Source organism: Bradyrhizobium sp. SZCCHNS3016, from assembly GCF_032484535.1.
Lineage (GTDB): Bacteria > Pseudomonadota > Alphaproteobacteria > Rhizobiales > Xanthobacteraceae > Bradyrhizobium.
This window is the reverse complement of sequence record NZ_JAUETE010000002.1, coordinates 343,039-364,981: the sequence shown is the minus strand read 5'-3', so window position 1 is coordinate 364,981 and position 21,943 is coordinate 343,039. Positions and strand designations below refer to the sequence as shown.

Genomic DNA, 21,943 nt, shown 5'->3' with positions numbered 1-21,943 from the left:
CGGTGTTCTCCCCTATCCTGTCCTGCGGCCTCGAGCCAGCCCGGGACGGAATACCTGTCTTCTCAGCCGATCGACATCAGGCTGGCATTGCCGCCGGCGGCCGCGGTGTTGGTGGAGAGACTGACTTCGGTGACCAGCCGGTCGAGATCGTAGCAGCCGTCGCTGGCGCGCGGCGTGACGAGCGGAACGATCGGTCCGGGGCGCGTGGCAAGGTCGCGACCGAGCGCGATCAATTCATCCGCCTCGCCGTCGGAAAGCACGGCCCCGAGATCGGGGAGAGCCCGCCAGCTATCGACGATCCGCAGGCGGCCGCGCAGCCGGCTGGTGAGCGGTCCCAACACGGCACAAGCAGGGCTGGCGCGTTCGACGAACGCGTCGTTTCCGGTCATCAGAATGACGCCGATCTGGACCAGCAACGCCTGCTCGCTTCTCGCCAGCGCAGCGACGACGCCGCGCGCGGTGATGCGATAGATGTTCTGTTCGCCGACGGGTCCTGGCAACTCGATCTCGAGCCCGGCCAGCACCTGGGGCCCATGCGCCTCGCATGCCAGCGCCGCCGCGGCATGTCCGCTGGCGCGCAACCCGTCGAGGTAAGAGCGCAAGACCGCGTCAGACTGCGACGCCATGAGCCGCTGGCGCGGCGGCGCCGCGAACAGCCGGCGCAGATACAGCGGACCGCCGGCCTTCGGCCCCGTCCCCGACAGACCGGAGCCGCCGAACGGCTGCACGCCGACCACCGCACCGATCACGTTGCGGTTGACGTAGATGTTGCCGGCCGCGCTGTGGCTCGAGGCGCGGGCAATTGTCTCCGTGATCCGCGAATGGATGCCGAAGGTCAGGCCATAGCCGGTGAGGTTGATCGCGTCGATGAGGTCAGCGAGCTGCTCGCGACGGTAGCGCAGGACGTGGAGGACGGGGCCGAACACCTCGCGCTCGACATCGAATATGTTGCCGATTTCGATGATGGTCGGCGCGACGAACGTGCCATGCGCCGCCTGCGGCGGCAGCGGCAGCCGCTCCACGGCATGGCCGCGCGCCTGCATCGTGGCGACATGCGCATCGAGCGTGTCGCGGGCCTCGCCGCTGATCACCGGGCCGACATCGACCGACAACGACGCGGGATTGCCGAGTTCAAGCTCGCGCAGCGCGCCGCGCAGCATCGACAGGATGCGGTCGGCGACGTCCGCCTGCAGGCAGAGGATGCGCAGCGCCGAACAGCGCTGGCCAGCGGAGTCGAAGGCGGAAGCGATGACATCGCCGACAACCTGCTCGGCGAGCGCCGAGGAATCCACGATCAGCGCGTTCTGGCCGCCGGTCTCGGCGATCAGCGGCACGGGCTGTCCATGGACGGTGAGGCGCTCGGCAAGCTGTTTCTGGATCAGCCGCGCGACGTCGGTCGATCCCGTGAACATCACGCCCTGCACGCTGTGATCGCCGACCAGCGCCGCGCCGACGCGGCCGTCGCCCGGCAGCAATTGCAGGACATCCGCCGGCACGCCGGCCTCATGGATGATGCGGACGGCCTCGGCGGCGATCAGCGGCGTTTCCTCGGCCGGCTTGGCCAGCACGGGATTGCCGGCCGCGAGTGCGGCCGCGATCTGGCCGGTGAAGATCGCGAGCGGAAAATTCCACGGGCTGATGCAGACCACGGGACCGAGCGGCCTGGGAATGTCGCCGTCGCGCAGCGCTTCGATCTCGCTCGCATAATAGCGCAGGAAATCGACGGCTTCGCGCACCTCGCCGACGGCGTTGGCAAAGGTCTTGCCCGCTTCGCGCACGATCAACCCGATCAGGACGAGGCTACGCGCCTCCATCGCGTCCGCCGCGGCGCGCAGGCATGTTGCGCGCACGCCTGCGCTGGTCGCGGCCCAGACCGTCCCGGCATTCACGGCCCGCGACAGCGCGACCTCGATCTCTGTCGCCGTCGCATCCCTGACCGCGCCGACGACGTCACGACGATCGGCCGGATTGCGAATGAGGCGCGCGCATGCGCACTCCGTCGCCCCGGACGGGACTGCCTTCCAGTCGCGGCGCTCGCTCGTTGCCAGCCCTGCGCCGAGACGCGCCAGCGCGCTCTCGTCGGAGAGATCGAAGCCGGCCGAGTTCACGCGGCCCGGGCCGAACAGGTCGGGCGGACGCCTGATCTTGTCGTGGGGGGCACCGGGGCGTTCCGACGCGCGAACGATGGCGACCGGATCTGCGATCAGATCGTCGACGGACACGGCCGGATCGGCGATGCGGTTGACGAAGGAGGTGTTGGCGCCGTTCTCCAGCAGCCGGCGCACGAGATAGGCCAGCAGCGTCTCATGCGAGCCGACGGGGGCGTAGACGCGGCATGGGCGGCCGAGCCGTGCCGGCCCGACGACCTCCTCATAGAGCGGCTCGCCCATGCCGTGCAGGCACTGGAATTCGTACTGGCCGCGCTCGTAGTTGGGGCCGGCCATCTCGACGATCGATGCCAGCGTGCGCGCATTATGCGTCGCGAACTGCGGGAACACGGCGTCGGGCGCGCCCAGGAGTTTGCGGGCGCAGGCGAGGTACGACACGTCGGTATGGTGCTTGCGCGTGAAGACCGGAAAGTCCTCCAGGCCATCGACCTGGGCGCGCTTGATCTCGCTGTCCCAATAGGCGCCCTTGACGAGACGCACCATCAGCCGGCGCTGCGAGCGCCGCGCGAGGTCGATGAGCCAATCGACGACGAAGGCGCAGCGCTTCTGATAGGCCTGGATGACGAAGCCGATGCCATTCCAGCCGGCAAGATCCGGATCGAGGCAGAGCGCCTCGAGCAGATCGAGGGACAGGTCGAGACGGTCGGCTTCCTCGGCGTCGATGTTGAGGCCGATGTCGTAGCGCCGCGCGAGCAGCACCAGCCGCTTCAGTCGCGGCAGCAACTCGTCCATGACGCGGCCGCGCTTGATGCTGACATAGCGCGGATGCAGCGCCGAGAGCTTGATCGAGATGCCCGGCCCTTCGTAGATGCCGGCACCGGCCGAATGGCGCCCGATCGCATGGATCGCCGTCTCGTAGGCCGCGAAGTAGCGCGCGGCGTCTTCCGCCGTCGTCGCCGCCTCCCCGAGCATGTCGTAGGAGTAGCGGAAGCCCAGCGCTTCCCACGGCCGGCCGTTGGACAACGCCGCGTCGATGGTCTGCCCGGCAACGAACTGCTCGCCCATCAGGCGCATGGCGAGCGTCACGCCCTTGCGGATGATCGGCTCGCCGCCGCGGGCGATGAGCCGCGTGACGGCCGAGGCCAGGCTATCCTCGCTCGTCGCGGCCGTCAGCTTGCCGGTGACGATCAGGCCCCAGGTTGCCGCGTTCACCAGCAACGACGGGCTGTGCCCGATATGGGCGCGCCAATCGCCGGTCGCGATCTTGTCCCGGATTAGCGCATCGCGCGTCGCCGTGTCCGGGATCCGCAGCAGCGCCTCGGCCAGGCACATCAGCGCGACGCCCTCCTGGCTCGACAGCGCGTATTCGTGGATCAGTCCCTCGACCCCGCCGGATTGCGCCTTGCCGCGCAGACGCAGGACGAGATCGCGCGCGAGATCGGCCGCTCGCGCCGACGATTCCTCCGGAAGCGCGGCGAGATCGAGCAGCGGCGCGATGCAGTCCGGCTCTGCGCGACGATAGGCCGAGGTGATCGCAGCGCGCAGCCCGATCTGGCGCTGAACCTGGGCATCGAACGCGGCGAACGGTCGTGGCGACGACTGCGACATGACCCGTCTCCTCTGAAGCGATCCCCGTCACTCGCCATGCTTACGCGGCGTTGGCGCACGTCGCGAGCGACGGATAGCGCTACCGCCCGATCAACTGATCGGCATAGTAGCCGATGGTCTTGCGATAGATCACCGCCCTGTTCCACTCGCGCATCGCCTCGAAATTGGCCGAGCCCTCGTCATAGGGCGCGCCCATCTTGAAGCCGTTGCTGTGCAGCAGGTTGGCGGTCGAGGCCAGCACGTCGGCGGTGGAGTGGCGCAGATCGACGCGGCCGTCGCCATCGAAATCGACGCCGTATTTGATGTAGGACGACGGCAGGAACTGGGTCTGGCCGATCTCGCCGGCGAAGGCGCCGACGAGGTCGCGCAAGGTGAGATCGCCGCGCTGCACGATCTTCAGCGCCGCGAGCAGCTCGCCCTGGAACAGCTCGGTGCGGCGGCAGTCATGCGCCAAGGTCGCAAGCGTGCGGATCACCGGCAGCTTGCCCATGTCGCCCTTGCCGAAATCGGTCTCCAGCCCCCAGATCGCGACCAGGATCTGGCGCGGCACGCCATATTGCTGCTCGATGCGCGACAGCAGCGCGGCGTGCCGCTGCAGCATCGCGCGCCCGCCATTGATGCGGCCGGCGCCGACGCGGGTCGAGACGTACTGCTCGAAGCTCTTGTTGAAGGTGTAGCGCTGGCGGCGGTCGAAGGCGAGCACGGCCGGATCGAGCGTCACGCCCGACAGCGCCTGGCTAATCGTGCCGCTTGAGACGCCGGCGCTCTGCGCCTCCGCCGAGACGCCCGCGATGAAGGTATTGAAGTCGCCGCCGCAGCGCGCGGCGAAAGCGGGAGAGGCAAAGGAGAGGATCGCGACGGCAACAAGGAATCGGACAACGGACATGAGGAGAAAGGTCCCTGCATGAGAGCATGATGACGGCAGGCCGGCGGCGGACGCCGTCACAATGCCTGATTTGGTGGTACCAGGCCAGCCGGTGAGCGACAGCCACCGAACCGCATCCTATCGTCATCTTTTTTTGAACGGTCGGCGGTCTCGTCGCCACTCATGCAGGGCGTGCCTCGTCCGACGTCGCGGCGTTTTCGCGCGCCGATCCAAGCACGCGTTCTGAAAACCACGAGCGTCGCCACTTTTCGGGAGAGGTCCCCATGACGATGATGTTCCGGCTCGGCACACTGGCACAGCTCACCTTGGTCGCGGCCCTGATGTGTCACGGCCTGGCGCCCGCGGCCGCTCAGCCCGGCGATGTGGCGGGCGCAAAGGATTACCCCGGGATCGGCCGCTTCGCCGGCAGCGTGATCACCGGCTATGTCGCCAAGGATTTCGATGCGGTGCGGCTGCAGGCGGCGCCGTTCAAGGCGGACAAGGCGACCGACGAGCGACGCCTGGAGGGTCACGTCACCCGCATCGCCTATCGCACCGCGCCGGGTCCCTCGATCCTCGAAGTGTCGCGCAATTTCGAAAACCAGCTCGCCAAGGCCGGCTTCGAGAAGCTCCTCGCCTGCGACACCGATGCCTGCGGCGGCATTCCCTTCACCGAGGCGATCGACCTGCTGCCGGTTCCGCAGATGTGGGCCGATGGCTTCGACTACCGCTATTTTGCCGGCCGCAAGGAGGCCGGCGGCCGCGAGACCTTTGCCAGCGTGCTGGTCAGCCAGAACAACCAGCAGATCTACGCCCAGCTCACCGTTGCCGAGCTCGGCGCGATGGAGAACAAGATGGTCAGCGCCGCCGAGATGGCGAAGGGCCTAGGCGACAAGGGCCACATCGCGCTCTATGGCATCTATTTCGACACCGACAAGGCCACGATGAAGCCGGAGAGCCGGCCGACGCTGGAGCAGATCGCGCAGTTGCTCGCCGGCCAGCCGCAGCTCAGCGTCTTCATCGTCGGCCATACCGACAACCAGGGCAGCTACGACTACAATCTCGATCTGTCGCGGCGCCGCGCCGAGGCGGTCGCCGCCGAGCTGGCGCGGAGCTACCGCATTGCGCCGGCGCGGCTGCGTACCGCGGGCGTGGGTTTGCTGGCTCCGGTCGGCAGCAATGCAACCGATGCCGGCCGCGCCCTGAACCGCCGCGTCGAATTGGTGGCGCCGTGAAGCGCAGGGCGATCGCATATGAGGATTGAGGCTCGTGCCAGATCTCTCCACTCCGTCATGCCCGGGCTTGACCCGTCATGACGACTTGGAAACAGACGGGCGCAAAACAAAGATCGCCATTGCGACCGCCCTGCCCTGAAGCGGGTGCCTGGGGCAAGGTGCCCTGGCGGACGTTTGATCCGGATCAAGACTGCGCCATCGTCGCTTTCTAAGCTGCTGAGAGGCAAAAGGAGATGACGCATGCTCGGAATAACCCTCTCCGCCCACCAGATCCGCTCGGCGCCACCTGAGGTGCGGCGCTGGATCGAGCATCAGGTGCTCGCAGGCCTCAGGCTCGGCCCGGAGGCGCAGGACGCGCCCACGCCCGCGCTCCCCGTGCCGGGCGCGCATCTCGTCGCCTGCACCGCCGACGACGCCGCCAATATCCTGGCGCAGATCCAGGGCGTGCTGCCGGCCGTCAACGTATTCTTCGAGTTCGGACGTCCCGGCATCGTGCTGGGGCAGCCCCCTGTCATGATGTTCCGCCTGATCGACCTCCTGTATCATACAAGGCTGCAGAACATCGGCCAGGTGATGGCGACGCTGGAGATGATCAACAGGGCGCTGATCGAGGCGAGGCGCGATCCCTCCGCACGCTTCTGCGGCTTCGACAATGAGGGCCATTGCCTGATCGTACCAGAGACCCAGCGCGCCATCGCCAGCGTCTGGCAGGCTGTGATCGCCAAACAGCACGGCGTCGCCGAGGGCGAGGCGGCGTGAGGCCGCGGCTCCGGTTTCAATGAGGCGTCATCCGGAGCGCGCGGGGGCCCGGAATGACGGAGCGAGATGTGCCGCGGGCGCCTCGTGCGCGCGAGGTCAGTGGACAAGAGAGGGCCGCCGGGACACTCCCGCCTCCTGTCCCAAATCGACGCGCCCGGCGCGGCGCAGCCATGCCCGCCCCGAGCGGCTCCGGCCTTGAGCCGGTCGCGGACGGTGCTACGATATCGTTGTCGTTCACGATCCCTCGGGAGATCGCCGATGCAGCACAATCAACGCAAGCGCCGATTGCTCCAGATCCCTCTGTTCCGCCTGCTCGCGATCAACCTCGCGCTCGGCCTCGGCATGGCCGTGGTGCTGGTCGGCGGATTGCTGCTGCTCGATCCCTGGGGCCTGCGTCACCTGATCTTCGCCGACCACTCGCCCGGCGTCGCGATCGGCCTCTTGCTCGGCTCGTTCTTCGTCACCTTCGGCTCGACCGCGATGGGCACCGCGATCATGGCGCTCGGCCGCAGTGATGATGAGGACGGTCCGAGCGGCGGCACGCGGGTGCATGCCCAGGTCAAGGTGCGGCGGCGTTAGAGTCGAACTGTTGCTGCACAGACGGTGCGCTCCCTCGCCCCGCTTGCGGGGAGAGGTGAAAAGCTGAGCTCGGCGCGAGATCCTCTCAATCGTCGCCTCACCAATGCCCCCTGCGCTTGTTCCAGGCGAACAGCACATCGGCAAACCGGTCGTAGCCGAAGCGCGTCAGCGGGCGCACCAGGCGGTTGCCGAACAGCGTGGCGAGCCAGCCCTCGCCGGGCGTCAGCGCCCACAGCAGCAGCGCCACGTCGGCGCCGGTGATCAGCTGCCCCTCCTCGTCGGTGGCGTGCAGGCGGCGGCGGACGTCGTCGACGTCGACACCGAACTCAGCCAGCGCCTGCGGCTCTTCGTTGATGTCCTTGAACACGACCCGCCCCGACTTCACCAGCGCCAGCAGCTTGTTGCGCTGCCAGTCGATGCCGGCGTCGCAGACCGGGCAGCGCGTGTTGTACCAGATGGTGAGTTGGGGCATCGACATGGGCTGCATTCGCGGCGGGGTGAGACGTCCACGATGAACGCACTTTCATCCGGCAAAATCGAGGAGTTTCGGGACCCCGCCGGCCGGTCCGTGATCGCTCTGGCCACCCCGCCGATTCCGCGAAAACCATATGACAAAAAAGTCAAATTCGGGCAGCGGATAAGCATTTTCTTGCATTGACCGGACCGGCCCCGCCGCCGTAAAGCGCCTCCATGGCGAAAAAACCCGGCTCCAATCCCAAAGGCGAATTCGCCTTCTTCAACGTGACCTACGAGGACGGCTCGCAGCGCTCCAACCGCCGCGTCCCGGCCGAGCTGCTCGGCGGCCTCGACGGCGACGAGCCGGCGCGCGGCTTCATCATGGAGCAGGACCGCGACATCGCAGAAAAATCCGGCCGCCCGCCGCTTCAGATCAAGTCGCTGGAGCGCGTCGGGGCGAAGAAGAAGTAGATCAGCCGCGCTGCCGTAGGGTGGGCAAAGCACGCAGCGCGTGCCCACCATCAGGTGCCTGCCGCGACACTCGGTGGGCACGGCGCGCCACACCGTCCCCAGCCTAACCACCGTACCAGCGCCTTTGCCCACCCTACGGCAGTGCGCTATGCCGCTTGCTTCTGGCGCTCCGGCAACAGAGCGCTGTCGCCAGCGTCCATCTCCCTCGGCCGGTTGATCAGGCTGACCAGCGTGTAGCTGATGATCAGCAGCAGAAACCACGAGCCGAGCTTGGCCGGCGACACCATGGTCCAGCCATGCGCCTGCTGCGGATAGAGCCAGACCCGCGTGAAGGTGCCGACGTTCTCCGACAGCCAGATGAACAGCGACACCAGGAAAAGCCCGAGCAGCAGCGGCATCGCGCGGTGCACGCGCCAGACCTTGAAGTGAACCGTCGCCGGCGCGAACAACAGCGCGGCCCAGCCGAACAGCACGAGCCTCAGATCGAGCCCATAGTGGTCAGTGAAGAAGTTCAAGTAGATGGCCGCGCTCAGGCCGATCAGCCCGCGCCGCGACGGATGGCCGGTGAAGCGAAAATCAAAGAGACGCCAGACGCGGCAGAGATAGCTGCCGATGCAGGAATACATGAAGCCGGAGAACAGCGGCACACCGCCGAGCCGGATGAGGCTCGGCTCGGGATAGATCCAGGAGCCGGTCGCGGTCTTGAACAGCTCCATCACTGTCCCGACGAGGTGATAGATCAGGATGATCTTCGCCTCCTCCCAGGTCTCGAGCTTTGTGGCGAGCAGCGCGGCCTGAACACCGAGCATGCAGAGAAAGAGGAAATCATAGCGCGCGAGCGGTGCGGTCGCCGGATAGAACTGCCACGTCAGCAGCATCAGCGCCACCGCGATGCCGCCAAACAAGCAGGCCCAACCCTGCTTCACGCCGAAGCGGAGGAATTCGTAGAGGAAGGTGGTCGAGGGCGTTTCAGCTGCGCGCGCGGCGAGACGTGCTTCAGCGGCGATGAAGGGACGCAGCGGCACCCAGATGGCGGCGGCGCTAGCGCGCGCTGCGGCCGATGAAAACGCGTCGTCATGCATGGGAATCGGCGTCCGGTGAGGCGCCGATTCCTAGCAGTCGATCGCCCAACGCCGTCTGCGCAAAGTTCGGCCTCTCGCGGCAAGGACACGGACATTTACGGACAAGACGTCGTGTCGGGCAACCAGGACACCACGGGGCCGCCTTTTTGCAGCGAAAGATTAGTGCACTTTCACCGTAACCTGTCTCGGCGATGCCTGACACTCCAACATCGCACTTTCGGCACGAAAGATTATTGCAGCCTCACCGTAACGTACTTCTACAGCATCTCCCCTATATGAATTGGAGAAACAATACCGCTCTTTACCAATTCCTGTACGTGACCATCGCCAACGTAATCTTCCGAACAGCCCAATAGCAGCGAGTGACGGGGCCTGCTAACCGCGACGTAAAGTTGATTTCTCCCCACAACTCCGGCTAAATCGAAGCAACTAAGATCAGGTACAATCACAACATCGAATTCAAGCCCCTTCGCCTCGCGCACTTCCGTGAAATGAACGTCGTTGCGCCTAGTTAGATCATCGCGACGCGACAATAGTGCTGGACGGTGATAGACATCCAAATCCGCACGCAATAGTTCATACCAGCGCCTAGCACTATCTTCGGACGACGTAATTACCGCCACGGTCGCATACGAATCAACGGCTTGCAGCTTCTCGACAATCAACTTTGACATCGAGCTACAATCCTTAAACGCATGCAGCGCGGCGGCGCATCCATTACCCAACACACATTTAATCTTATCATCCCCCAGCAGAACCGACCGCACTGCCGCACTGAATCGCTCTAGTTCAGATCGCTGACGGAAGTTCTTATCCAGAAAAACAGTAGAATTTCGCAGATTTCTGGGAACAAACGGAAATAGACGCTCAAAACCATCAACTCCCATTGCCTGAAGCTGCTGGTGACGATCACCGGACAGCGTGATTTGGTGGTAACTGTCGGTAACAACCATCCCCATGAGCAAAACCTCTGTTTCTCTAAAATCTTGCACTTCATCTATGAACGCAGCTGTCTTCGTACGCATCTGGTAAAGAAAAGACGGCGCATCTTGACGATCAAACCCGTCGGCAACCATCGCCGAGAGAACGATGAAGTTCACGAGATCAAGATCGGAAAAAGCTCGACTCTTCTCGTCCTCAACGGAAACTTCCGCCTGAAACGAATTTATCGTTTTCAACAACTCTTGCGCATCAACACCTTCACCTTCAAACGCCTCTGTTATGCACTCCGATAGATGCTTTGACTTAACCGAAGCTATGACAGAGTCCGCAACAGAAATCATACTAAGCAGCGATCGTCCAAGCGGAGAGACAATGCGCCGATCTCTTTCGTCGAGCATCTCCTTGAGCGCCTCACGCAGATCCTCCCGCACAACTCTGAGCGTTTCACGACTCATCCGAGATTCGATTTCTAGCTGGCGCGCCCTGTACTCCGCCTCCATTGCTGCATCGACCAACCTACTTGCAAGCTTATGCAGATTGAATCTCGTCTGAGATTTATCGATTTGAGCGTGCTTCAGCTCCTCGGCGACCAATCGAATAGCTTCACTAACTGCCGGTCGGAGACCCTTTTCCTGCGTTATGAAGCTAAGCAGGGTTTCCCCAATTGTTTTGGCAACGACGGCGTCCAATGCCAGTAACCACGCCAGCTTGGCGCGATAAGGCGAAACTGGCGCTTGGCTTCGCTTGAACTTCTTAGTCAAACCATATCGATTTGAGAGATCAGACCGAAAATCTTGAAAATCTCGTATCGGCAAGTGATCGAGCCCAAGCTCGGAAGCCGTCTCTTTTAGGTAGCGCCTTAGGCTATGACTGAGAACAAAGCCAACCATATTCGCGGGAGAAAAATCACGGGCAGGAGCCCCCCTCAGACCGTAGAAGGCCAACTCTTGGCCAGTCGCGAAATTTGCAAAGAACTTTAGTCGACCGAGCGCGATTGAGGTCTTACCCGAGCCTGCAATACCCTCCACGAAAGTAAGCCCTCTCGGCTTGTTTAGGGCACCTTCTTGCTTCGATGTTGTTCTGGTAAAGAATTGATGGCTAAGAGACGAGGTTTCAGAACTTCCTAAATATATGCCCTGCCATTTCTCGAGCCATACACTTGCCGATGGTAGAACCTGGGATACGGCGCTTGAAGCCTGCTTCCGCTCATCACTGACGAGCTCTCCTTCGGTCAACCCGCCAACAAAAGCTCGAAGATTTTCAACCGAGATCGCCTTCTTGTTCCCCAACAGCCTTAGCAGCATTAGTCGAAAGTTCGGTCGCTGCGTCGAAGACAGCAGACTCGTTGGGCCATCGAAGGTTCTGACTTCTGTGGCAACAAAGTATCGATACCCCCCGGGGGCCGACACCTCGCTTTCATCTCCTGGGTCCGCCGTGACAAGCGCTGAGGCAATCGGTGAGTTTCGCGCGAGAACATTGCAGCCGTCCTCGACAAAACCTACGTTTGCCTGAGAAATTCGGTACTCAAAGTTCTTTTTCGTTTTTCCGTTTTCGTCGATTTCCTCACCGATCACTGTCCTGCCGTAGCAATGTTTGGCAAGCTCCTCATATCCCTTACGTGTAGAATATTGTGATTCTTGGAGTGCTACTTCGACGTCTCGGTCCTGACGATCAACCATGGGCCTTCGGGTTAGGAGGGCACCTATAGTGGTTGATAGGCCGCGCGAAAGCTTTTCAAGAATACCGAACTCCTGCTTTGACGCTACTACTTCCGGCTTCTCCTGCTTTTTCGGAGTCTTTTGGACCGACATTCAATCCTCCAGCCGATTTTAGATGCGGAGCGCGCTACTGCGACCCCTGTATAGCCCTTCTACCCTTAGTGGACTCTAGTGATCTAGCACTACTAAATTGATGGTCCTACTTACGGACAAAAACGGCGGACCGTTCGGCCCGCCGTTTTGTTACCCTAGAAGCCCAAGCAGTGGCCGGGCGCAACAATACACGCTTTCAGTTATCCAAGAAGCTCCGCAGCTTCCTTGACCGGCTCGGATGCTTCAGCTTCCGCAGCGCCTTGGCCTCGATCTGACGGATACGTTCGCGCGTCACCGAGAACTGCTGGCCGACCTCTTCCAGCGTATGATCCGTGTTCATGCCGATGCCGAAGCGCATGCGCAGCACGCGTTCCTCGCGCGGGGTGAGCGAGGCCAGCACGCGGGTAGTGGTTTCGCGCAGGTTGGACTGGATGGCGGCGTCGATCGGCAGGATCGCGTTCTTGTCCTCGATGAAGTCGCCGAGATGAGAGTCCTCCTCGTCACCCACGGGGGTTTCGAGCGAGAGCGGCTCCTTGGCGATCTTCAGGACCTTGCGCACCTTCTCGAGCGGCATGCCGAGCTTTTCGGCGAGCTCCTCCGGGGTCGGCTCGCGGCCGATCTCGTTCAGCATCTGGCGCGAGGTGCGGACGATCTTGTTGATCGTCTCGATCATGTGCACGGGGATGCGGATGGTGCGGGCCTGATCGGCGATCGAGCGGGTGATCGCCTGCCGGATCCACCAGGTGGCGTAGGTTGAGAACTTGTAGCCGCGGCGATACTCGAACTTGTCGACCGCCTTCATCAGGCCGATGTTGCCTTCCTGGATCAGGTCGAGGAACTGCAGACCGCGGTTGGTGTACTTCTTGGCGATCGAGATCACCAGACGGAGGTTGGCTTCCACCATCTCCTTCTTGGCCTGACGGGCCTCGCGCTCGCCCTTCTGCACCGAGTGCACGATCTTGCGGAACTCGCCGATCTCGAGACCGGTGAGCGCGGCCATCGCCTGCACCTCCTGGCGCAGATCCTTGATGCGGTCCTTCTCGTAATGGACGAAGTTCTTCCAGCCTTTTGCGGAAAGCTTCGAGACGCGGTTGAGCCAGCGCGGATCGAGCTCCGAGCCCTGGTAGTTGCGCAGGAAGTCCTCGCGCGCGACGCCGTGGGAGTCGGCGAGACGCATCAGCCGGCTCTCGAACGAGACCAGCTTCTTGTTGATGTCGTAGAGCTGCTCGACCAGCGAGTCGATGCGGGCCTGGTTGAGGCGCAGCGACTTCACCTCGACGATGATCTCGTCCTTGAGCTTCTTGTACTTGCGCTCCTGCGACGGCGACAGCGACTCGCTCTGCAGCTGGTTGGCGATGTCCTGCTCCTGCAGGCGGCGCAGCTTCTTGTACTCGGATGCGATCTTGTCGAACGTCTCGACGACCTTCGGCTTCAGCTCGGCCTCGATGGCGGCGAGCGACATCTGGTTCTCGAACTCGTCGTCGTCCATGTCGGCTTCGGCCGCCGCCTCGCCGGGGTCCTTCTCCTCGGCGGGCGCGCCGTTCGGTGCGGCACGGAACGGGGTCGGCTGCTGCGGGGCGGCCGGCGGCGCGACCGCGGCCTGGACGTCGCCGCCCTCGGCCGGAGCGCCCTCGCCATTCACGGGCGCGGCGATCTGCGGATTCATGCCGCCCTTGGCCTCAGGGCCGGCATAGGTGGCTTCGAGATCGATGATGTCGCGAAGGAAGATCTTGCCTTCGTTGAGCTCGTCGCGCCAGATGATGATGGCCTGGAACGTCAGCGGGCTTTCGCAGAGGCCCGCGATCATCGCCTCGCGGCCGGCCTCGATGCGCTTGGCGATGGCGATTTCGCCCTCGCGCGACAGCAGCTCGACGGTGCCCATCTCGCGCAGATACATGCGCACGGGATCGTCGGTGCGCTCGCCGGGCTCCGACTTCTTGACCTCGGTGACGGCCTTCTGGGTGATCTCGACGAGCTCGTTGTCGGTCTCGTCCTCGCCGTCGTCCTTCTCGTCGGAGTCGTCGGCCTCCTCGGCCTCGGTCACATTGATGCCCATGTCGGAGAGCATCGACATGATGTCTTCGATCTGTTCCGGCGAGGTGGTGTCGGAAGGCAGGACCTCGTTGAGCTGATCAAAGGTCACGAAGCCGCGCTTCTTGGCCTGCTTGATCATCTTCTTGACGGCGGCGTCCGACAGGTCGAGCAACGGCGAAGGCGCATCGGCGGCGTCCTTCTCGGGAGCGTCGGCCGCCTTGTCGTCCTTTTCCTTGTCCTTCACCTGCAGCGTCTTTGCCTTCGTGGCCATTCATTGCTCCCGAAACGCGCCCGCTCCGCCCATGGCATCTTCGCCCTTGGCATCGCGGCGCCCGCCTGCTCTACTCAAACTGTTCTCGACGCGGAAAGGGCGGCGCACTTTTAACGTCGCCACCCCCTGAAGTCTGTCGCTGGTGTCGTCCCGTTTTCGGACCGGCGCGCGTTTCTTGCAAAAGCGATACCGGTTTTGCAATCGAATCCGGCGCCCGACATGCAGGCGCGGCGTCCGACAGCGAAACCAACCCATCTGCTGCAGAAAATGCCCCGGACCTCTTAAACTTCGATTAACCCTGTTTTTGCAGCCAAACCATGGATTTGGCGAGTCTTTTCGCGCGGACCTGATACCGCGCCGGCGGACCGGGCCGAAATGTGCTCAACTGGCGACTGGGCGCCGGGCGTCCAGTCTACACGTTGCGGTTGGTACGTCCGGACAGTTCCCCGAAGCCTTCGATCAGCGCTTCGGTACCGTCCATCTCGGCCATCCTGGCCTTCACGTCCCTCAACCAGCCCATGTTCGGCTCGCTCGGCTCCTCGCCCAGCGCCAGCTCGGCATCCTTCAATTCCCTAAGTAAGGAGTGCCATTGCCGATGCAAGGCAACAAGCTGATGCCAGGTCGCAAGAACGTCATCGCGCGCCGCCCCCGACTTGGTCGCCCACACCGCCGCGGTCGTGATCGCCCGCTCAACCCGTTGAAGAAGCTCAGAAAAGCCAGACTTCTCCAGATCGGCCCGCATCTTCTCGGCCTGCTCGTCCGGGTCCGGCGAATGGTGGTGGTCGTGGGCGAAGGCGGCGATGACGGCAGCGCGGAGTTTGTGCGCCTCGGGATGGGCCAGCTCCAGCGCGGCGACCTCCTCCAGGTGATCGTGCAGGAGCCAAGGGTGGTTGATCAGGCACTGCAGGATCAAGGCCTCCCGGCGCGAGATCGCCGAGCGCTGGCCGCGCATGATCGGGCTCATGGCGAGCTGCGGGCTGGCCGCCTGGTAGGGGCCGCGGGCCATCGCCGGGCCTGTGGATGGCGGTCCGCCGCGGCGGCCGCCCCCTGTGGATAACCGCCCCGATTGTCCGGAACCGGGACTGCGGGGGCCAAACCGCCGTCCTGATTCGGCACCGTAGCCGCGGCCAAAGCCCCGGCCGCCGTCCGGGGCGAACGCCCGGTACAACCGGTCGCTGAGGTCCTGCTTGTAGTAGCGCCGTACCACCTCGTCGGCGATGCCGCCGGTGAGCTGGCCGATCCGCGCCTCCAGCGCGGCGCGGCGCTCCGGCGTGTTGAAGCTGCCGCCCTCGACCTCGCGCGACCAGATCACCTCGGCCAGCGGCTTTGCGACTTTGAGCACCTCCTCGACCGCGCCGCGGCCGCCGGAGCGGACGAGGTCGTCGGGATCCTGTCCTTCCGGCAGCAGCGCGAAGCGGAGGCTCTTGCCGGGCTTGAGATGCGGCAAAGCAAGGTCCGCGGCACGATAGGCCGCCTTCTGGCCGGCGCGGTCGCCGTCGAAGCACAGGATCGGCTCGTCGACCATCTTCCAGATCAGCGAAAGCTGGCTCTCGGTGAGCGCGGTGCCGAGCGGCGCCACGGCGCCGGCAAAGCCGGCCGCCACCAGCGCGATGACGTCGACATAGCCCTCGACCACGATCAACGGCGCGCCATTGTGCGCGGCCTGGCGGGCGCTGGGGAGATTGTAGAGGTTGTCGCCCTTGTGGAAGAGCGGCGTCTCCGGCGAGTTGAGATATTTCGCCGGCACGTCCTTCTGCAGCGCGCGGCCGCCGAAGGCGATGACGCGGCCGCGGAGGTCGGTGATCGGGAACATCACGCGGTCTCGGAAGCGGTCGTAGGGCACCGGAATGTCGTCGCCACCGACCAGCAATCCCGCCTCGACCATGTCGGCCACCGGCACGCCCTGGCCGCCGAGATATTCCTTCAAGCCGAACCGATCCGGCGGCGCGTAGCCAAGCCGGAATTGGAGCTGCGTCTGCGGCAGGATCGCGCGATCGGCAAGATAACCGCGGGCGCGCGCGCCATGACGGGACGCCAACGTGTCAGAAAAGAACTTCGCCGCCAGCTCCATCACGTCGTACAGCGTCTTGCGCTGCCGCTCCTGGCGCGCCGCGTCGGGCGTCACCGCGGGCAGCGCCAGGCCGGCGATTCCCGCCAGCCGCTCGACGGCTTCGGGGAAGCTGCAGCCCTCGGTCTCCATCACGAAGTCGAAGATGTTGCCGTGCTTGCCGGACGAGAAGTCGTGATAAAAACCCTTCTGGTCGTTGACGTAGAATGACGGCGTCTTCTCCTGCTGGAACGGCGACAGCCCCTTCCACTCGCGCCCGGCCTTCTTGAGCTTCACGCGCTTGCCGACGACGTCCGAGACCGGAAGCCGGGCGCGCAGCTCATCGAGAAATTCCGGCGTGAAGCGGGCCATGAGCGGGGCGGAGGTCCTGTGGTGATGGCCTAGGCATATAGGCACCCGTGTACGAAATGTGAACTTCCTCCGGCTTGTCCGGGCTATTCACAGGCCAACTCGATCCTCCGGTCATTCCGGGGCGCCCGCAGGGCGAGCCCGGAATAACCGCGTGGAGAGACCGGGTCACGGCGCCAGGAAGCGCCCCGAGACGATGCGGCCGGCTTCGTCCACCGGCCAGTTGTAGACATAGGTCCAGGCTTGGCTGACGCTGCCGTCGGCCAGCGTCACGGCGAGGCACCGGCGCAGATATTCGGTCGGCGCGGTGAAGCCTTCGCCGCAGGCCTCGTACATGTCGAACTCGCGCAGCATCGGCTCGGGCTGGCGCAGCCGGAACAGCTCGCCATGGACGAGATCGGCCGCGTCATCGGACAGCACCAGGCCGGGATAATGCTGGATGCGGTAGAGCCGGGCGTGGCAGCTGGCCTCGGCGACGAAATCGGCATTGGCCGACAGCAGCCGCGCCATCGGATGGTCGAAGCCGCGCATCAGGGTGCCGTAGACGAAGAGCAGATCGGTGGTCATGGCCCGTCTATAGCGGCGATCGCCGGTGATGCGAAGCGGCCGGCCGCGCCCTGCTCCGCTCAGGCAGCCATGATCTCGTCGCTGACGACGTGAAATTTGGTCAGGGTCATCAGGCCAAACGAGGTCGACAGCGCGACGTCGGCGGCGTCCCGTCCGGTCGCCATCAGGATGCGACCGATGCGCGGGACGTTGTGGCGGGCATCGAACGTGTACCACCGGCCCGAGAGATAGACCTCGAACCAGCCCGAGAAATCCATCGGGACCGGATCCGGCGGCACGCCGATGTCGCCGAGATAGCCGGTGCAATAGCGCGCCGGAATGCCCATGCAGCGGCAGAAGGTCAGCGCGAGGTGGGCGAAGTCGCGGCAGACGCCGGCGCGCTGCTGATAGACGTCGTGCGCCGACTTCATGGCGTGGGCGTGCTCATAGCCGAAGGTGACGTGGCCGTGCACGAAGTCGCAGATCGCCTGCACGCGCGCCCATCCCGCCGGCGCACGGCCGAACAACGACCACGCGACCTCGGCCAGCTTGTCGGTCTCGCAATAGCGGCTCGGCATCAGATACAGCAGAAGCTCATCGGGCAATTGTTCGATCGGCAGTTGCTGCGCGCCGGGATCGTTTGCGTCCGGCCGCCCACTGTCGCGGACGATGGCGCTGCCATGGAAGGTGACCCCGCCGGCAGGCGCCACCAGGCGTCCACAGAGATTGCCGAAGCTGTCGTTGTAGAACTTGATCGGCACCTTCGGCTCTGTCGTGATCGTCTCGGTGCCGACGATGTCCGGAAAGCGCGACGGATGGATCGACAGCATGATCACCATCGGCGTCGCCGCCGGGGCCGCATAGGCGATCTCGAATCCAACCTTGATCAGCATGAAGCCTCCCTGCCTCGTTCGGGCGGCACGATGCGCCAGCCTCATCCAGCCCGGATCGTAGGCCCATTGCGAACTTCTGTCTTGTGAATGATCGCCAGAATCAGCATCGTTTGGGCGACCATCATGATGTCCGCCGGCCAAATCCTCATCTGTCTGCCCAATCCGAGATCGGTCTGCCGCTTCATGAAGCAACGAGAGGCAGCATGACCGTGTCCGGCACGAGCAACACTCATCTACTCCTTCAGCCAGACGAAGTTCCGCCTGTTTTCGAGCGCAACGCCGGTGGCGCGTCGGCATTGCTCTTCACGTGCGATCACTACGGCCGCCTGCTGCCGCGCGCACTCGGCGATCTCGGCCTGCCCGAAAGCGAGCTCGAGCGGCATATCGCCTGGGACATCGGCATTGCCGAGGTCGCGGAGCAAGTATCGCGGGCACTCGATGCGCATCTGGTGGCGCAGCGCTACTCACGCCTGGTGATCGACTGCAACAGGTCACCGAAGGCGCCAAACTCGATTCCGATGATCAGCGAGCGCACCACGATCCCCGGCAATGAGGGCCTGACGCATGAGGACGCCGAGCTGCGGCGGCGCGTCATCTTCGATCCCTATCACGACCGGATCACTGACGTGCTCGATGCGCGCAAGGCCGCCGGCCGGCCGACCATCCTCGTCTCGCTGCACAGCTTCACGCCAGTCTATGCCGGCATCGCGCGGCCCTGGCACATCGGCACGCTGTACCAGCACGACCGCGTGCTGCCGCCGCTGCTGTTGAGGGCGCTGCGGGCCGAGCCCGATCTCGTGGTGGGCGACAACCAGCCCTATGCGGTCGGCGATAGCACCGACTACACCATCCCCGTGCATGGCGAGGCGCGCGGGCTGATCAATTCCGGCATCGAGATCCGTCAGAACGAAATCGCCGAGCCCGAGGGCCAGCAGCGCTGGGCCGAGCGGCTGATCCGCATTCTCGGCGAGATCGAGGTCGAGCTGCGCAGCAAGGGTCTCGCGTAGATCATGATGCGATTCCACGGAATCGCATCATGATCTCATCTCTTTGTTTGAGCATGATCTCCGCGCAAACGCCTTCGGCGTTTGTCGCGAGGGAAAACCGGTTTCCACTTTTCCGGATCATGCTCTAGCTCGCTACTCCGTGATGTCGGAGGCGTCGTGATGCGCGAGCAGGCCGGCAAGCCGCCACAGCGCTGTCCGCAGATCGTCATGGCTCGGCAGGCCGAGCGCGAGCCGCACCGCATTCGGTGAATGGCCGTGCGCCACCGCGAACGCGCTCGCCGGTGTGATCGCGATGCCGGCGCGGGCCGCAGCGGCCGTCAAGGCTTCGGCGCGCCAGCCCTCCGGCAGATGCAGCCAGACATGGTAGGAGCGCGGATCGGCCTCGATGTGATGGCCGGCGAGGCACTCGGCGACGATCGCCTGCCGCACCAGCGCATCGGCGCGCTTGCGCCTGGTGATCTCGGCCGCCGTGCCGTCGGCGAGCAGCCCCATGCCGGCGGCCAGCGCCAGCGACGTCACCGACCAGGCCCCGGTGCGCACCGTGGCGGCGAATTTTTCGCGCATGCTTCCCGGCACGTAGAGAAAACCGACCGCAATCCCCGGCGCGAGCCGCTTGGCAAGGCTGTCGACAACGACGACGCGCTCCTCGGCCTGCGTCGCCAGCGAGACCTGATCGCTGAGGAAGCCGTAGACCAGATCCTCGATGATCATCAGCTCGTGCTTGCGCACCAGACGCACGATCTCCTCGCGCCTCGCCTCGCTCATCGTCAGGCCGAGCGGATTCTGCATCACCGGCTGGATGTAGATCGCGTTGAGCGCACTGCTGCGATGCGCCTTGGTCAGCGCGTCCGGGCGGACGCCCTCGCCGTCCATCGCGAGCGGCACCAGGGTCACGCCGAGCCGCGCCGCGATGCCCTTGATCATCGGATAGGTCACGGCCTCGACGCCGAGCCGGCCACCGACCGGCACCAGCGCCGAGATCGCCGCAGCCAGCGACTGCCGTCCGCTGCCGGCGAAGACAAAGTTCTCCGCGCGCGGGCGCCAGCGCTCGCTCGCGAAGAAGGCCGCGGCGGTGCGCCCGGCCTCGGCCAGCCGGCGCTGCGTGATCGGCGCCAGCACCGGCGCGAGCTTCTCCGGCCGCTGCCAGACCGCCATCGATTTCGCGATCATGGCCGCCTGGTCGGGCAGTGTCGGAAAATTGAACTCGAGATCTATGCGGCCGTCGAACGGCTCCAGCCGCAGCGAGGACGGCACCGGCACCGCCTCTCCTGCGACGAAAGTGCCGCGCCCGACCTCGCCCACGACCAGGCCCCTGCGCAACAATTCGGCATAGACACGGGCTGCCGTGGAGGCGGCAATTCCTCGCTCGTAGGCAAACTGGCGCTGCGGCGGCAGCCGGTCGCCGGCCTTCAGCCTGCCGTTGGCGATGTCCTCGGCGATGTCGTCCACCAGGACCGTATACGAAGCATTCATGCTATATTGCACCGAGAGCAATGTTTCGATTGCACCGAGATATGTACTGCGCGATTGCTCTTCGAACAACGCAATTGAAGAGCAATAGGTGACTCATGGCATATTCCCTGGCGCAGCGTTGGGCAACTCCGCAAGTTGCCCACGGAAAGAGCAATTTGCTCGGGGTGCCGCAACTCTGGCTGCAGCGCCTGTTCTGGCGGTCCGAACTGGCGATGCTCGATCGCGAACAGATGCGTGATTGCGGCCTTGATCCGGCGATCGTCCAGGAAGAGGCCAACAAGCCGTTCTGGCGCGACTGAAAACGAGACCTAAGAGGACACAGCCATGCCGACGCTTCCCTTCCATCAAGTCGACGTGTTCTCCAAGGTCGCCTTCAAGGGCAACCCGCTTGCCGTGATCGCCGAGGCCGACGGCCTCGACGATGCGGCGATGCGGGCGATCGCCAACTGGACCAATCTGTCCGAGACGACCTTCCTGTCACGCGCTCAGAATCCGGGCGCTGATTATCGCGTGCGCATCTTCACCCCGCAGCGCGAGCTGCCTTTTGCAGGCCATCCGACGCTCGGCTCGTGCCACGTATGGCTCGCGCTCGGCGGCCGGCCGAGGGGCGAGCATGTGGTGCAGGAATGCGGCGCGGGTCTCGTGCGCATCAAGCGTGACGGAGACCGGCTCGCCTTCGCAGCCCCGCCGCTCAAGCGCTCCGGCACCGTCGATGCCGAGCTGACGAGCAGGATCGCAGCAGCGCTCGGCATCCAATCGAGCACGGTGCGCGCCGTGCAGTGGGTCGACAACGGCCCGGGCTGGATCGGCGTGCTGATCGACTCGCGCCGCGCGCTGCTCGACATCCGCTTCAATCCGGCGGCGCTGCCGCAACAGCCGATCGGCGTGGTTGCGCCATGGGATCGGGCGCAGGATGGCCCGGAGGCCGACTACGAGGTCCGCGGCTTCATGTGGGGTGGCGGCGAGGACCCGGTGACGGGCAGCCTCAATGCAAGTCTGGCGCAATGGCTGATTGGAGCCGGAATTGCTCCGAAGCAATATGTCGCCTCCCAGGGCACGGTTCTCGGCCGCGCCGGCCGCGTCCATGTCGCGCAGGACGGCGAGACGATCTGGATCGGCGGTGACGTCGCGCCGGTGGTGAAGGGAACGATCAGCCTGTAACGCGACCGCCGCAGAACCTCGAGTCGGTCGCAGACCGGTCCGGTGTCAGCGCGGCCTCATTGTTCTCCCGGCGATGCGAAGCATCGTCCGGAGACGCGCCACGCGCGGCGCTCCTCACCAGGAGGTTTTTTGACTGCGCGGCGAATTTGCCCTCATCCTGAGGAGCCCGCCGAGGGCCGGCGTCTCGAAGGATGATGGAAGGAAGGCTGGGGCTGCGGAGGCGAGC

The 21,943-nt window shown here is 64.5% G+C and carries 17 protein-coding genes; 7 read left to right on the top strand and 10 right to left on the bottom strand.

The window, feature by feature from the left end; genetic code table 11:
- Positions 1–62 precede the first annotated feature (62 nt).
- Entirely contained in the window at positions 63–3,716 is a 3,654-nt protein-coding gene (gene putA, locus QW881_RS05945) for a trifunctional transcriptional regulator/proline dehydrogenase/L-glutamate gamma-semialdehyde dehydrogenase (RefSeq protein ID WP_316158357.1), read from the bottom strand.
- Positions 3,717–3,795: 79 nt separating this feature from the next.
- Positions 3,796–4,602 carry a lytic murein transglycosylase gene (locus tag QW881_RS05940; protein WP_316158356.1) on the bottom strand — a complete coding sequence of 269 codons (807 nt, stop codon included), beginning with the start codon at positions 4,600–4,602 and terminating at the stop codon, positions 3,796–3,798.
- Between the two features lie 269 nt (positions 4,603–4,871).
- Between QW881_RS05940 and QW881_RS05935 the strand changes: the two genes are divergently transcribed.
- From QW881_RS05935 to QW881_RS05925, 3 genes are all read left to right on the top strand, one after another.
- Positions 4,872–5,816 (top strand): OmpA family protein, encoded by a 945-nt coding sequence (locus QW881_RS05935; RefSeq protein WP_315758817.1) that lies wholly within the window; start codon positions 4,872–4,874, stop codon positions 5,814–5,816.
- Positions 5,817–6,056: 240 nt separating this feature from the next.
- Positions 6,057–6,575: a hypothetical protein gene (locus tag QW881_RS05930; protein WP_315758773.1), complete on the top strand. Its 519-nt coding sequence runs from the start codon at positions 6,057–6,059 to the stop codon at positions 6,573–6,575.
- Between the two features lie 258 nt (positions 6,576–6,833).
- Positions 6,834–7,154, top strand: coding sequence for a hypothetical protein (locus tag QW881_RS05925; protein ID WP_316158355.1), 321 nt, complete (start codon positions 6,834–6,836; stop codon positions 7,152–7,154).
- A gap of 97 nt (positions 7,155–7,251) precedes the next feature.
- On the opposite strand, the gene QW881_RS05920 is transcribed toward QW881_RS05925, so the two are convergent.
- Complete coding sequence (locus QW881_RS05920) at positions 7,252–7,626, bottom strand: thiol-disulfide oxidoreductase DCC family protein (protein WP_315758818.1); 375 nt, start codon at positions 7,624–7,626, stop codon at positions 7,252–7,254.
- Between the two features lie 218 nt (positions 7,627–7,844).
- Here QW881_RS05920 and QW881_RS05915 point away from each other — a divergent pair, with 218 nt between their 5' ends.
- A complete protein-coding gene (locus tag QW881_RS05915) occupies positions 7,845–8,081 on the top strand; it encodes a hypothetical protein (protein ID WP_008963614.1) in 237 nt (78 codons plus the stop codon).
- A gap of 146 nt (positions 8,082–8,227) precedes the next feature.
- Here QW881_RS05915 and QW881_RS05910 read toward each other — a convergent pair whose 3' ends face one another.
- The 6 genes from QW881_RS05910 to QW881_RS05885 form a co-directional block, all read right to left on the bottom strand.
- Positions 8,228–9,163: a DUF817 domain-containing protein gene (locus QW881_RS05910; protein ID WP_316158354.1), complete on the bottom strand. Its 936-nt coding sequence runs from the start codon at positions 9,161–9,163 to the stop codon at positions 8,228–8,230.
- 257 nt (positions 9,164–9,420) lie between these two features.
- Positions 9,421–11,916: an ATP-binding domain-containing protein gene (locus QW881_RS05905; protein WP_316158353.1), complete on the bottom strand. Its 2,496-nt coding sequence runs from the start codon at positions 11,914–11,916 to the stop codon at positions 9,421–9,423.
- Between the two features lie 196 nt (positions 11,917–12,112).
- Positions 12,113–14,221: an RNA polymerase sigma factor RpoD gene (gene rpoD, locus QW881_RS05900; RefSeq protein WP_315736396.1), complete on the bottom strand. Its 2,109-nt coding sequence runs from the start codon at positions 14,219–14,221 to the stop codon at positions 12,113–12,115.
- Between the two features lie 412 nt (positions 14,222–14,633).
- Positions 14,634–16,640, bottom strand: a complete 2,007-nt coding sequence (dnaG, locus tag QW881_RS05895) for a DNA primase (RefSeq protein ID WP_316158352.1) — start codon at positions 16,638–16,640, stop codon at positions 14,634–14,636.
- Between the two features lie 165 nt (positions 16,641–16,805).
- A complete protein-coding gene (locus QW881_RS05890; RefSeq protein ID WP_316158351.1) occupies positions 16,806–17,204 on the bottom strand; it encodes a gamma-glutamylcyclotransferase family protein in 399 nt (132 codons plus the stop codon).
- A 59-nt stretch (positions 17,205–17,263) separates the two neighbouring features.
- Positions 17,264–18,076 carry a transglutaminase family protein gene (locus QW881_RS05885; RefSeq protein WP_315758779.1) on the bottom strand — a complete coding sequence of 271 codons (813 nt, stop codon included), beginning with the start codon at positions 18,074–18,076 and terminating at the stop codon, positions 17,264–17,266.
- A gap of 203 nt (positions 18,077–18,279) precedes the next feature.
- On the opposite strand from QW881_RS05885, the gene QW881_RS05880 reads away from it, so the two are divergent.
- Positions 18,280–19,083 (top strand): N-formylglutamate amidohydrolase, encoded by an 804-nt coding sequence (locus QW881_RS05880; protein WP_315758780.1) that lies wholly within the window; start codon positions 18,280–18,282, stop codon positions 19,081–19,083.
- A 132-nt stretch (positions 19,084–19,215) separates the two neighbouring features.
- Here the strand turns inward: QW881_RS05880 and QW881_RS05875 are convergent, their stop codons facing one another.
- Positions 19,216–20,625, bottom strand: a complete 1,410-nt coding sequence (locus QW881_RS05875) for a PLP-dependent aminotransferase family protein (RefSeq protein ID WP_315758781.1) — start codon at positions 20,623–20,625, stop codon at positions 19,216–19,218.
- A gap of 26 nt (positions 20,626–20,651) precedes the next feature.
- Between QW881_RS05875 and QW881_RS05870 the strand changes: the two genes are divergently transcribed.
- Both QW881_RS05870 and QW881_RS05865 read left to right on the top strand, forming a co-directional pair.
- Positions 20,652–20,855, top strand: coding sequence for a hypothetical protein (locus QW881_RS05870; protein ID WP_315758782.1), 204 nt, complete (start codon positions 20,652–20,654; stop codon positions 20,853–20,855).
- A 25-nt stretch (positions 20,856–20,880) separates the two neighbouring features.
- The gene (locus QW881_RS05865; RefSeq protein WP_315758783.1) at positions 20,881–21,717 is read left to right on the top strand and encodes a PhzF family phenazine biosynthesis protein; all 837 of its coding nucleotides are present in this window, start codon (positions 20,881–20,883) and stop codon (positions 21,715–21,717) included.
- Positions 21,718–21,943 lie beyond the last annotated feature (226 nt).